At 74.1% G+C, this 12,793-nt stretch carries 7 protein-coding genes and 1 riboswitch; of the genes, 3 read left to right on the top strand and 4 right to left on the bottom strand.

Annotated features, from left to right (window positions below; all coding sequences use genetic code 11):
- Positions 1–243: 243 nt before the first annotated feature.
- Together ACQYWQ_RS16210 and ACQYWQ_RS16205 are read right to left on the bottom strand one after the other, a co-directional pair.
- On the bottom strand, positions 244–885 hold the full coding sequence (locus ACQYWQ_RS16210; RefSeq protein WP_431035390.1) for a LysE family translocator: 642 nt from the start codon (positions 883–885) through the stop codon (positions 244–246).
- A 62-nt stretch (positions 886–947) separates the two neighbouring features.
- The gene (locus tag ACQYWQ_RS16205; protein WP_431035389.1) at positions 948–3,269 is read right to left on the bottom strand and encodes an asparagine synthase-related protein; all 2,322 of its coding nucleotides are present in this window, start codon (positions 3,267–3,269) and stop codon (positions 948–950) included.
- Between the two features lie 2,515 nt (positions 3,270–5,784).
- Between ACQYWQ_RS16205 and ACQYWQ_RS16200 the strand changes: the two genes are divergently transcribed.
- The 3 genes from ACQYWQ_RS16200 (at position 5,785) to ACQYWQ_RS16190 (ending at position 10,130) form a co-directional block, all read left to right on the top strand.
- Positions 5,785–7,215, top strand: coding sequence for a hypothetical protein (locus tag ACQYWQ_RS16200; protein ID WP_037869672.1), 1,431 nt, complete (start codon positions 5,785–5,787; stop codon positions 7,213–7,215).
- A gap of 310 nt (positions 7,216–7,525) precedes the next feature.
- Positions 7,526–8,455 carry a tRNA (guanosine(46)-N7)-methyltransferase TrmB gene (gene trmB / locus ACQYWQ_RS16195; protein ID WP_431035388.1) on the top strand — a complete coding sequence of 310 codons (930 nt, stop codon included), beginning with the start codon at positions 7,526–7,528 and terminating at the stop codon, positions 8,453–8,455.
- A 220-nt stretch (positions 8,456–8,675) separates the two neighbouring features.
- Positions 8,676–10,130 carry a PrsW family intramembrane metalloprotease gene (locus tag ACQYWQ_RS16190; RefSeq protein WP_431039216.1) on the top strand — a complete coding sequence of 485 codons (1,455 nt, stop codon included), beginning with the start codon at positions 8,676–8,678 and terminating at the stop codon, positions 10,128–10,130.
- On the opposite strand, the gene ACQYWQ_RS16185 is transcribed toward ACQYWQ_RS16190, so the two are convergent.
- Together ACQYWQ_RS16185 and ACQYWQ_RS16180 are read right to left on the bottom strand one after the other, a co-directional pair.
- Positions 10,111–11,055 (bottom strand): aldo/keto reductase, encoded by a 945-nt coding sequence (locus ACQYWQ_RS16185; RefSeq protein WP_431035386.1) that lies wholly within the window; start codon positions 11,053–11,055, stop codon positions 10,111–10,113. The genes ACQYWQ_RS16190 and ACQYWQ_RS16185 overlap by 20 nt on opposite strands.
- Positions 11,056–11,243: 188 nt before the next feature.
- Positions 11,244–12,572, bottom strand: coding sequence for a M23 family metallopeptidase (locus ACQYWQ_RS16180; RefSeq protein WP_431035385.1), 1,329 nt, complete (start codon positions 12,570–12,572; stop codon positions 11,244–11,246).
- Positions 12,573–12,584: 12 nt separating this feature from the next.
- Positions 12,585–12,723: riboswitch (cyclic di-AMP (ydaO/yuaA leader) on the bottom strand.
- Positions 12,724–12,793 lie beyond the last annotated feature (70 nt).

The raw sequence follows: 12,793 nt of genomic DNA, 5'->3' as shown, positions 1-12,793 counted from the left end.
TTCGCGCCCGCCGCCCTGCCCCCCGCCATCCGCCCACATCTGTGGATAACTCCGCCCGAAAAAATAATCGTCTCACTCCTCCGAGTGAGGAGCTGTGCAGCACGCAGCAGGCGCCACGGACATGTGCCTATGCTGCGGGCACCGGAGCGTCCGAGGCCGCTCCGGGTCTCCCGGGCCACTCGTGTGCCCGGAGGCCGTCCGCTGTTACGGGCCCGAAGTCGGGGGCCCCATCCGCGGGCGAGCTCAGTCGCTCATCGCCAGCCGGACCGCCAGGGCTGCGATGAGACCTCCTGTCGCCCTGTCCAAGAGCGCGCGTGCCCTGGGCCGACGGAGGTGGGCGCCGAGTACACCGGCGCAGCCGACCAGCGTGGCGGACCACACGAGTCCGAGCGTGATGTGCACACACGTGAGGGTCACGCCCATCGCGAGATGCGGCATTTCCTCCGGTATGAACTGGGGAAGGATGGCGACGTAGAACACGCCCATCTTGGGGTTGAGGAGGTTGGTCAGCAAGCCCTGGCGCCAGCCGGCGGCAAGGGAATCCTTCCCTGCCGGGGCCGTCTCGGGACCGGCCTCCTCATCCCCGCGCTTCGTGCGCGAGGTCGCGACGATCATCCGCGCGGCCATCCACAGCAGATACGCGGCGCCTGCCCAGCGCAGGATGTCGTAGGCGAGACGGGAGGCGGTGAGAAGGGCCGTAAGGCCCGCCGAGGTGAGTGTGCCCCACAGCAGGGTGCCGGTCTGGATTCCGAGCACCGTGCCCCAGGCGCGGGTGCGGTGACCAAGAAGGGCGGTACGGAGGATGAGGGCCGTGTCCAGGCCTGGAGTGAGGGTGAGGAGCCCGACGACGAGGGCGAATGACCACACAGCGGCAGTAAGTTCCACGGACCTCCATCCTAGGGCGTGCGCACCTCAGCCAGCCGGTGCCCCCTGAGCCCCGGGCGCACTCAGCCGCTGACAGCCCCGCGGCCCGCCCCCAGCGCGCCTGCCGCGCCTCGCGCAGGCGCCACCGAGCCGGTGGGTACCGCGCGCTGGCGTGTGGGGGTGCCTGTCCATGAGGTGCCCCGCCGTTCCAGAAGGCGGTGCAGCCACAGCTCGGTCGCGACGAGTTCGGCGAGGCCGTCGAGCGGTACGGGCGCGCCCTCGGCCGCCTGCCGCAGTGCTTTGCGCACCACGCGGGCCTCGATGAGGCCTGCCTCGGCGAGGAGCGGGGTGCGGAAGACGTCGAGGAGGGCGTCCAGGTGGTTGCGGAGGCCGATACGGAGGGGTGCGTACGGGTCCGCGGTCGACGGAGTACCCCAGCCAGAGGGCAGTTCGTGGACGCCGGCGCCTTCCAGGACAGCGCGCAACACTCCGGCCCGCGCACCGGGTCGTACGCGCAGCGCTTCGGGCAGTGCGCGGCAGGCCCGTACGACTTGGTTGTCGAGGAAGGGAGCGTGGAGGCGCTGGAAGCGGATCTCGGCGGCCTGTTCGAGTACGCGCAGGTCGGCGGCGTGCCGGGCGAGAGCGGCGCGGGCGCGGAAGTCGCCGGGCCGGCGGCCTGAGCCTGGGCCAGGGCGAGCGGCCGCCTCGTGGAGGCGAACCGATACTTCGGCGAGTGCCTCACCGGTGAGCCAACGCGCGGCGGGTCCCGGGCGGGCCCAGGCGAGCGCGGCGAGCGAGGCGCCTACGGCGCCGTCTGCCGTCTCGGGGAAGCGGCGGCGCAGCAGGAGGTTCGCTGCGTCCTCCAGCCCTTCGCGGTACGGGGTACGGGCGAGGCGGCGGGCTGCGCCGTAGACCTTGCCGGGGACCATGACGGAGCCCTCGGCCTTGGTGAGCGCGGCGACCGGCCGGACGAGGTGGCGTCTGCGCCGGTCCATGAGGAGGTCGGCGAGCCGGGCGGGGTGGGCATCGAGCACTTGGCGGGCGCCGTGCCCGGTGAAGTGGTCGGCGCTGCCCGCGAGGAGCCGGGCGCGATGGCGGCCTGCGGCGATGAGGGCGGGACCCGGTTCGTCGGTGAGCGGGACGCGGAGTTCGGCGAAGGGCAGGGTGTCGGGACCGCCCGCGACCACGACGTGGTGCAGGCGTGGGTTGGCGGCGAGGGCGGCGGCGCGTTCGGTCTCGGGTTCACGGCCAGGGACGACGAGGTCGTTGAAGGTGACGGCGACGAGGCGTTCACCCGCGCCCGTGCCCTGCCCGAGCAGTGTGCCGGGCATCCCCGGCAGGCCTGCGGCGAGGAGTGCGAGAGTGGCGGAGCCGCTGCCGCCGGAGAGGTCGGCGCCGATGCCGGGCTGCGGCATGCCGCGCGCGGCGCGGCGCTCGGCGGGGCCCATGCCGGGGACGGGACCCTGGTCGGTCTCGGTGCCGGGAACGTGGCGGGGGGCGGCGAGGCGGACCCGTACCGCCTCGACGAGTGCTTCGCGCACGGCCTCGACGGCGCTGTCGGCAGCGACGGGCGCGGCGGAGACGGCGAGCGAGGTCATTTGCTCGTAGCCGGCGATCTCGGGGACGCCCGCACGCATGATCAGCGCGTGTCCCGGGGGGACGCGGTGGACCCCGGCGTACGGGGTGGCGTCCTGGAGGGCCTCGGGGACGTCGGGGGCGGCGAGGAGCGCCGCGAGGTAGCCGATGTCGAGGTTGGCCTCGATGAGGTCGGCGAGCGGGAGTGCCGCGGTGGCGAAGGCGGTGCCACCGGCCCACGGGGTGTGGAAGACGGGCCGGGCGCCCGCGAGGTCGCCGACGACCATCGTGCGACGGCCGACCTGGACGACCGCCGTATAGCTGCCGGCCCAGGCGGTGAGGTGGCGCAACGCACCACCCTTCGCGGAGTAGAGCGCGGCGCGCAGTTGGGCGTCGGTGGCGGCGCAGGTGCCGAGGACGGCGATACGGGTCTCGGAGTCGGCACGTACGACGCGGAGTTCATCGGGGCGCCAGTCGCCGACGGCCCACAGCGGGTCGGGGTCGCCCCACAGGAGCTGGGCGCCGACGGGCTGGATGGTGTCCTCGGCGTAGTCGTCGGCGTGCCCGCCGCCGTAGCCGCTGGTGGAGGAGGTGTTGTAGGCGGGGGGTGGGTCCTGGGCACGGCCCTGGCCGTGCTCGGCGGCGCCGCCGCGGCTGCCGTACTGGTCGAAGCCGTAGGGGTCGCCGTAGCCGTGCTCAGGCCCCGTGGTGCCGAAGGCGGTGTCGTGCGCGGCGACGGAACCGGTGGGCGGGCTCGGTGGTGCGTACGCGGCAGGGCCGGTCGAGCGGCGCCGGGCCGCGGTGCTGCTCCACCCCACCAACCACCGCATCGCCGCCTCCACAGCCTGTGGACAACCCAGTCGCGCAGGGGAGTTCCGCCGGAAAGTCCCACCGCTTCCGCCCATGCTGCCACGAAGAAGCGGTACTCAGGGGGGTACGGGGCGCGCGTCGCGGCGGCCCTGCTCCTGCTGGACGGAGGTGGTGTGCACACCTGCGAAGGGGCACATGCGCCGGGTGAATGCGCCCCCGGCACACGCCACTTGGCCGCACGCCGACCCCAGGCCCGGAGCGCGTCCGGCGAACCGGCCTGCCGTGCCGATGAGTTCTGGCCAGGACTTGGGGCCCGGCTCCCCTCCGTGACCGGGCGCGTCGCCGGTTCGGCCACCGGAGCGGAGGCGTTGCCACAGGGATGCGGGGCGGTCGACGGGGCTTCCCACCCAGGCTGAGGGGTACGGGGCGGAGAACGCCCCGGTGGGCATCGTGCGCCACGGCGGGCGCGCGCGTCCCGCCCTTCACCCGTCGGCGGCAGGCCGGAGGGAGCGGACACGCTTCGGGGACCGAAGGAATCCGGCCAATTCCGAGGCGGGGCACGGCGGGTGCGGGGTGGGCGTGGCGCCTTCCCGCGAGGGCCTCCGGGCGGTCGTCGGGAGGGTCGGAACAGGGCACGTACTCCCTCTTCGTGCCTCTTCGTACGGCGTGGGGCGCGCCTTCTCCGGGGCGCGAGTGGCCCTCCTTCGGGGTCCCCCGCACCTGGGCGGCCACCGGAACCGGCCGTCACCGCACGCCCTCGCACGCGCCCGCCGCACGCCCCGAGGCGCCTGCGAGCCCTGGCGCTCCGCATCCGCCGCCCACCTGTCACCAAGCGGTCACCAGCCGGGGTAGGGAGGTTTCGGCGCGGGCCACCGGGCCGTCGCGAACCGCAAGCGGAATCCCCGCCTTCGGCCCGTAAGGACTCGGCCGGAATGCGGGCTTGGCGGATTCCTGGGTGAAGTTGGCGCCGGGAAGGCGAGGTTGGGGGAAGTTGGCGCGTTGCTGGCGAGTTGGTCGCGAGGGGGCGCGGGCCGGGCCGGGGAGGAGTTACGGCGCAGCGGGGGGTACGGCGTACCGCAGAGAGGGGAGGCGGGGTACGTCGGGCAGCGGGCGGGCGACCCCGAGCTGAGCGTTGCGCCGGGGGCGGGAACCGGTCGTCGGGGGCAGGCCAGAGGCATGTGCCGGTCCTGTCGCGAAGGCGGTACGGCGTCCGACGGCGCGAAGGCGGTACGGGGTGCGGCGTCGTCGGCGTGGGAACGGGGCAAGAGGCCGCGTCGCCCGGCGTGCGTCCCCGTCCCCTCCGCTCCGCGCGGCCCGCCCCGGCCGGCTCCGCGCGCCCCCGTTCCATGCGGCGCCGCTCCGCGCGACCGTCGCGGCGCGGCGACCACGGACTCGCGGGCCCGGGCCGTCACGGCCGCGCGCCCCTCATGCCGACCCGGGCTTCGCCGGGGCGAGGGCGCGGCCCCGTACCCCCGGGAACGCGCGCGGTCCGGGAGGCGCCGTTCGCCTCCCGGACCGGTCCGCCGTCCGCGGGGATGAGGACGGCGGTCTCCCCCGGCCCACTGCGTCACTTTCAGCGGGCCGACCCACGCCCCACCAATAAAGCCGCTGGTACGGGCCGCGTGGAGAGCGCACGGCCGGGCGCACGGTGCCATGCGCGGAGCGTGCGGGGCGGGGGCGGAGGCAGGGGGCGTCCGGCGAGCCGCCCCACGCCGGACGCCCCGCCCCTACCGCCAAAGGCCCGCCGAACCGACCCCGCCCCTGCGGACGGCCAGGCCCCGGCGGACGGAGGACCTACCCCGCGTGGAGGGCGGCTCCGCCCCGTACGGAGGGCTGCCCAGCCCCGTAGCGCGCCTCGGCCCCGTACCGGAGCCCTTCCCTCCCCCCCTCTGCAACCCGGCACTCGCGAACCGCCCGCCTCATGGATCGCTCCCCACTCGTCTCCGCCATCCGGCCCCGAACGCCCCGACCGCCCCGTCCCACCCCCACGTCTCGCCCCCATCTCCCCTCGCGCCATGCCCGCACGCCCCACTCCCGCGTTCCCCTCCTCCGCGGCAGGCCCCCGCCGCCTCCGGCTGGCGACCAACTCCGCCTCTGTGCCGCCAACCCGGCGCCACCCCGGGGCGAAGCCTCGCGTGGCGTGCGGCGGGGGCGCGGGGGATCGCCCTCCGGATGCGGCGGCGGGCGTCCGGGGGCAGGGCGTGGGCACGGCGACAGTGTCAACAGTCCGTGACCGCTATCGAACCGGTTCGCGAGGCATGGCGGTCGCGAGGGCGGGGCCCGACGCACTGACCGGAGTCCTGGGAAAGGCGCTGTCCGGCGCTTCCCACGACGTCGTGCGGGCCGCTTCGCCGGGCGGGTCGCGCGGGCGTCGCCGTACTCCGGCGGCGGGGCGCGCCCGGCCACAGGGAGCGGCAACAATCTCGCCATCCGGAACCGCCGCCCTTAACGCTTGGGATGCGGGGAACTACGCTGGGTTTACCAATGCCGCACGGTTATGCCGGAGCGGCGGGCGTCTGTGTCGAGGGGTGGCGCATGTCCAGGGAGCAACGCGGACCGAACGAGAAACTCGGTGCCGTCCTCGCCCTCGCGGGCATCAGCAACGCGGGGCTTGCGCGGCGTGTGAACGACCTCGGTCAGCAGCGGGGGCTGACCCTGCGTTATGACAAGACCTCGGTGGCGCGCTGGGTGTCGAAGGGGATGGTGCCGCAGGGCGCCGCCCCGCACCTCATCGCGGCGGCCATCGGGCAGAAGCTGGGCCGACCGGTCCCGCTGCACGAGATCGGCCTCGCCGACGCCGACCCGACGCCGGAGGTGGGCCTCACCTTCCCGCGCGACGTCGGCCGGGCCGTGAAATCGGCGACCGAGCTGTACCGGCTCGACCTCGCCGGGCGCCGCGCCGGGGGAGGCATCTGGCAGTCGCTCGCCGGGTCCTTCTCGGTGAGCGCCTACGCCACGCCGGCCTCGCGCTGGCTGATATCCCCGGCGGACGGTTCGGTGGCGCGCGAGCCCGCCGCGGCCGGGCCGGGAGAGGGAGGTGGCACGCCGTTCCGGGTCGGCCACAGCGATGTGCGCAAGCTGCGCGAGGCCGCGGAGGACGCGCGGCGCTGGGACTCCAAGTACGGGGGCGGCGACTGGCGGTCCTCGATGGTGCCCGAGTGCCTGCGGGTCGAGGCGGCACCACTCCTGCTCGGTGCGTACTCCGACGACGTCGGGCGCGCGCTCTTCGGCGCGACCGCGGAGCTGACGCGGCTCGCGGGCTGGATGGCCTTCGACACGGGGCAGCAGGAGGCGGCGCAGCGCTACTACATCCAGGCACTGCGGCTCGCACGCGCCGCGGCGGATGTGCCGCTGGGCGGGTACGTGCTCGCCACGATGTCGCTCCAGGCGACGTACCGGGGCTTCGGGGACGAGGGCGTCGACCTCGCACAGGCCGCCGCCGAGCGGAACCGGGGCCTGGCGACCGCGCGCACGATGAGCTTCTTCCGGCTCGTCGAGGCGCGGGCGCACGCGCGGGCCAAGGACGCCCCGGCGGCCTCGGCGGCGCTGCGGGCAGCGGAGAGCTGGCTGGAGCGGGCGCGGCCAGGGGACGAGGACCCGGCCTGGCTCGGCTTCTACGGCGAGGACCGTTTCGCCGCGGACGCCGCGGAGTGCTACCGCGACCTCAAGCACCCGCGCCAGGTGCGCCGCTTCACCGAGCAGGCGCTGTCGCGGCCGACGGAGGAGTACGTGCGCTCGCACGGCCTGCGGCTCGTGGTCTCGGCGGTCGCGGAGCTGGAGTCCGGGAATCTCGACGCGGCGTGCGAGCAGGGCTCGCGGGCGGTCGAGGTCGCCGGGCGGATCTCCTCGGCGCGGACGAAGGAGTACGTGAAGGACCTGCTGCGGAAGCTGGAGCCGTACGGGGACGAGCCGCGCGTCGCGGAACTGCGGGAGCGTGCGAAGCCGCTCCTTGTGGCGCCGGCGTAGAGGGGGCAGGGGGCAGGCGCGGCCACCCGTCCCGTAGGGACCCCGTACGGGACCTCCGTAGGGGACCTCCGTACCGGACGGGCGGCCGCGCGGCCGCGAGCGGAGCCACCGTTGTGTGGTCGGACCATTCCCCCGTACGGGCGCAAGCCGCCTGGAGTGCGGGAGGGATACTCGGCGTGTCGTTGTCCACAGCCTGTGGACAACGACACGCCCCTTTGCCGCTCACCCCTTCCGCCGCCTCGCTCGCCCCGCCCCGGCCCCCTCCGCCCGCCGTCATCCGCCGCCCCGGTTCCGTAGAATCGACGGCATTGTGTCCGAGCACCCCACCTCTCCCGCGCCGACCGCGAGCCCTACGGCCGCCGAGTCCGCCGCCCCCGCGTCCGCTCCCGTGAATCCCGCCGCCGTGAGTCCCGCCGCCGCGCGCCCCGAGCCGGAGGCGCTGCCGCCGCGCACCCGGGCGCAGGGACGGATGTTCGTCGAGGGAGTGGGCCCCGCCGCCGACCCCTCGCGGGCCCTCAACGAGCGACGCATCAAGAGCTTCACCCCGCGCCGCAGTCGCGTCACGACCGCGCAGGCCGAACACCTGCGGCAGCACTGGTCGCGCTGGGGCCTGGACGTGGACGGGCGCGAGATTCTCGACGTCAAGGCCCTCTTCGGCGGGCTTCCCGTGGTCCTGGAGATCGGTTTCGGCATGGGCGAGACGACCGCCAAGATGGCGGCCGCCGATCCCGCGACGGGCATCCTCGCCGTCGACGTGCACACTCCGGGACAGGGGCAACTGCTCGGTCTCACTGCGGGGGCAGGCCTGGAGAACGTACGGGTCGCGAACGGCGACGCGGTGGTCCTGCTCCGTGACATGCTGCCCGCTGCCTCGCTCGCCGGGATACGCGTCTACTTCCCCGACCCGTGGCCCAAGACCCGGCACCACAAGCGCCGCATCATCCAGCCGCACTTCCTCGACCTGGCCGCGAGCCGCATGGCAGAGGGCGCGGTGTTGCACTGCGCGACCGACTGGGAGCCGTACGCGGAGCACATGCTGGAGGTGCTGAGCGCGCACCCCGCCTTCGACAACACCGCCCCGGGTGGCGGCTTCGCCGCGCGCCCCGCCTTCCGGCCCGAGACGCGTTTCGAGGGTCAGGGGCTGCGGAAGGGGCACGTCGTGCACGATCTCCTCTTCCGCCGCAACGCGTACGAGGTGGCGGAGCCCGACCGGGTGGGGGCGGGGCCAGCGGTGAGGTGAACCTCGGCGCGGGGTGATCCCGAGGTTCGCCCAAGGGCAGCGGACCCGGACCCACTGCCCCCGGGCCGCCGAACAGGCGTTCCGGGTCCGGCTGTCGGTGCGAGTCGTTAAGGTCGGAGGCGTGAACTCTCCGCCTGCCCCGGCCGCACCGCAGGGGTTTCTGACGCCGCGACGGCCGCGCTGGTGGCGACGCCGTGGTGTCCGTCTCACCGGCCTCGCCGTGCTGCTCGCGCTGTGCGGCCTCGTGATGCTGGGGCTGGTACGGGAGGAGACCGGGACCGAGGCGTTCTTCGTGGGCCTCGGCCTCGCGGTACTGCCCGCGCCCGCGGTGGTGCTCGCCTTCCGCTGGCTGGGCCGCGCACATCCCCTCCCCTGGCGCACGCACGCCTTCGTCCTCGCCTGGGGTGCCTGCGCGGGGGCCCTCATCGCGCTCGTGACGAACAGCTTCGCGGCCGTGTGGCTCGCGGACATCTGGTCACGCCCGGTCGACCCGAACACCGTCGCCGCGCTCGCCGTCGCACCCGTCGTCGAAGAGAGCGTGAAGGCCACCGCGCTGCTGCTCGTCCTGGTCTTCCGCGGCCGCCTGATACGCGGGCCCGTCGACGCGGTGGTCCTCACGGGCCTCACGGCGACGGGCTTCGCCTTCACCGAGAACATCCTCTACCTCGCCAAAGCCTTCGGCTCGGACCGCGACGAGGGCACAGGCGCCGCCGTCACCGTCGCCACCTTCTTCGTCCGCGCGGTCTTCTCGCCCTTCGCGCACCCGCTCTTCACCTGCATGACAGGGCTCGGCGCGGGCCTCGCGCTGCTGAGCAGGCGCCGCGTGGGCCGTGTGCTGCTGCCGGTCGCGGGCCTGCTGCTCGCGATGGCCATGCACGCGGCGTGGAACGGCTCGACGGTCTTCGGCCCGCTCGGTTTCCTGGTCGTGTACGTGACGCTCATGATCCCGGCGCTCGGGTTCACCGTGTGGCTCGTGCTGTGGCACCGGCAGCGCGAACTGCGCACGGTGCGCGAGACACTGCCCCGGTACGCGCTCGCGGGCTGGCTCTCGCCGTACGAACCCCTCGCGCTCGGCTCGCTGCGTTCCCGCCGCGTCGCCGCCGAGTTCGCCTCGTACCACGGGGTACGTGCCGACGCGCGGCGCCTGCGTACGTACGCGGCCGCCGCGACGCGCCTCGCGCTGCTGCGCTCCGACGCCGAACGCGGCCGTCGTACGCCGGACTTCGCGCGCCGCGAGCGCGCACTCCTCGACCATCTGTGGCAGGACCGCGCGCTCGCCCGCCCGGCCTTCGCCCACTCCTGGCGGCTCGTCCCGCCCCGCGCCCCGCACCTCCTCCCCGCGCAACCTGCCCGCGCGGCGGCCCCCGGCGGCTGGTACGCGCCTCCGCAGTGGTGGCCGCGGACACCACCACCCGGGCAGGGCCACGGGTACGGGCAGGGAGCCGGACACGGGGCACCACCACCGTATGGTCGGACCTTTCCGCCGTACGGCCACAGCACGGCCACGTACGGTCCGACCGGCCCCATGTCTCACCCGCACGCCACCGCCCCCGCCGGGACTCCGACGGGGGCGGGAGGGACGGGGCAGCCCTCCGGGGGCGGCACATACCGCGACCCCTGGGTGCCACCACCGGCCCAGAGGCGGCAAGAGCCGCTCAGGCGGAGGCAGTGGTGAGCTTGTCCAGCTCGGCCTGGGTGAGGGTCAGGTCGGCGAGGGCGACGAGGGCCTTGAGCTGCTCGGGGGTACGGGCGCTGGCGATCGGCGCGACGACGGTCGGCCGTGAGGCGAGCCAGGCGAGCGCGACGGTGGCGATTTCAGCGCCGTGCGCCTCGGCGACCTCGTCGAGCGCCGCGAGCACCTTGCGGCCCCGCTCCGTTTCGAGGTGCTTGCCCGCGCCTTCGGCGCGGACGCTGTCGACGGTGGTGCCCGGACGGTACTTGCCCGTCAGGAAGCCCGCCGCCAGGCCGTAGTACGGCACTGCCGCGAGACCACCGCGGCCGGCGATGTCCTGGAGGGAGCCCTCGTAGGTGTCGCGCGAGACGAGGTTGTACTGCGGCTGAAGCGCGACGTACTTCGCGACGCCCTCGCGGTCGGAGAAGTCGAGCGCCTCCTGAAGCCGCTCCGGGGAGATGTTCGACGCGGCGATGGCCCGGATCTTGCCCGCCCGCACCAGCTCGTCGAGCGCCGTCAGGAACTCCCCGACCTCGACCGACTCGTCGTCGTAGTGCGTGTAGTAGAGGTCGATGTAGTCGCTCTGGAGGCGGCGCAGGGAGTCCTCCACGGCGGCCTTGACCGTCGCGGCACGCAGCCCCTTGTGCGCGGGCAGCGCGCCGCCCTTCGTCGCGATGACGACCTCGGAGCGGTTGCCGCGCGCCTTCATCCACTCGCCGATGATGCGCTCGGACTCGCCGCCCTCGTTGCCCGGCACCCAGTGGCTGTAGGCATCGGCGGTGTCGACGAAGTTGCCGCCGGCCTGCGTGTAGCCGTCGAGGACGGCGAAGGAGGTGTCACGGTCGGCCGACCAGCCGAAGACGTTGCCACCGAGGGAGAGGGGGAAGACCTCGATGTCGGAAGCACCGAGGGAGCGGAGAGAAGTCATGAGGCCATTCAACGCCTGAAGGCGCCAGGAAATTCCCGGCGCGACGGACGGTGCCCGCCGCGCCGGGAAATGTCAGCGAACTGCCGGTCGAGCGTCAGGGAACTGCCGGTCAGGCGGCAGTGAACTGCCATTCCCCTGCCAAGGAACTGCCAGTCGTACGTCAGGGGACTGCCGAGCGCCCTCGCGGCTCAGGGCTGCTGGCCGTGGTCCTGGAGCCACGGCAGCGGGTCGACCGCCGCGCCTCCCGCCGGGTGGACCTCCAGGTGGAGGTGGGGCCCTGTCACGTTGCCGGTCGCTCCGACGCGGCCGATGACCTCACCCGTCGTCACCTTCTGACCGACACTGACCGAGATCGACGACTGGTGGCAGTACCACAGCTCCGTACCGTCGTCGAGGACGAGCACGGTGCGGTAGCCGTACGCGCCCGACCAGCCCGCCTCCTGGACGGTCGCCGTGTGGATCGCCTTGAGCGGCGTACCGGTCGGCGCGGCGAAGTCGAGCCCCGTGTGGTGCCCGGACGACCACATCGAGCCGCCGTCGCCGAAGTGCGAGGTGAGGGTGTAGGAGGCGACCGGGAGGGTGTAGCTGCGGGCGAGTTCCGCGAGGCGCTCCGCCTCGGCCTTCGCCTTCGCCTCGGCCTTCGCCTCGGCCTCCGCCTTGGCCTTCGCCGCCGCTTCCTTCTTCGCCTGCTCGTCGGCTGCCTTCTTCTGTGCCTGCGCGGCGTTGTCGGCCGCGGTCTGCGCCGCGACCGCCTCGGCCTGCTCGCGGGCGGCACGGTCCGCGCTGTCGGCCTGGTTCTCGGCCTGCGCGAGGATACGGGCGCGCAGTGCCTCGCCCGCGTCGGTCGTGCCCTGCTCGCGGTCGGTGTCGGTGAGCCCGGCGTTGGTGAGTGGCGCCGCGGCCGGGTTCGCGGCGAGCTGCTCGGGGGTGTCGCCCTTGGCGTCCGCGACGAGCGAGCCGATTCCCGGAAGTGACTCGGCGTCGGGCAGAACCTGCTTGAGCTGCCCGGTCACCTCCGTGACCTTGTCCGGCAGCGAGAGCTTGACCGGCGGCTTCTCCTGCGCCGATGCGATACCCCCCGCGCCGACCGCGGCAAGCACACCGACCCCGAGGACCGTCGAGCTGCGGGCGAGTCCGCCCCGCTGCTTGGCGACACGGTGCCGACCACGCACGGACCCGAGTGAGTCCTCGGTCGGGTTCCACTCGCCGACCGGTTCCTCAGCACCCTCGCCGTACCCGCCGAAACCGGCCGAGCCCGGGTAGACGTCCGCCGGGGCGGGGTGGCCCGCGGGGTGCGCGTACGCGGCAGGGGCGGGGGCGGCGTCGGTCCCGTACGACGGAGCGGGAGCGGACCCGTACGACTGCGGGGGGACGGACCCGTACGACGGAGTGGGGACGGCGGCCCCGTACGGCGCGCCGGAAGTGTGTGCCGGGGGCTGGGCCGGCAGGGAACCGCCGGGAGTGAGCGTGCCGGTGGGGAAGGCGCTGGGGCCGGGGGCAGGCGGGTTGGACGCCACGAAGGCGACTCTCCTTTCCTTCCTTCTCGCCTACCGGGTTAGCTGACGGGTTCGGAGCAGGAAGGTCTCCTACGGGCACCCGAGCGGGCACCCGATTCACCCCGGAGGAGTGGTTCCCCGGTTCCCTCGCGGGATTCGGCGCACGCGCGCGGAGCCGACGCTCTCGCCGACTGGGACGACCGCGCTGCGTTATCGAACGTTAATAGACCGGCGGGGGTGAT

This window comes from Streptomyces sp. P6-2-1, from assembly GCF_050613165.1.
Classification (GTDB): Bacteria; Actinomycetota; Actinomycetes; order Streptomycetales; family Streptomycetaceae; genus Streptomyces.
This window is presented reverse-complemented; position numbering and strand designations above follow the sequence as displayed.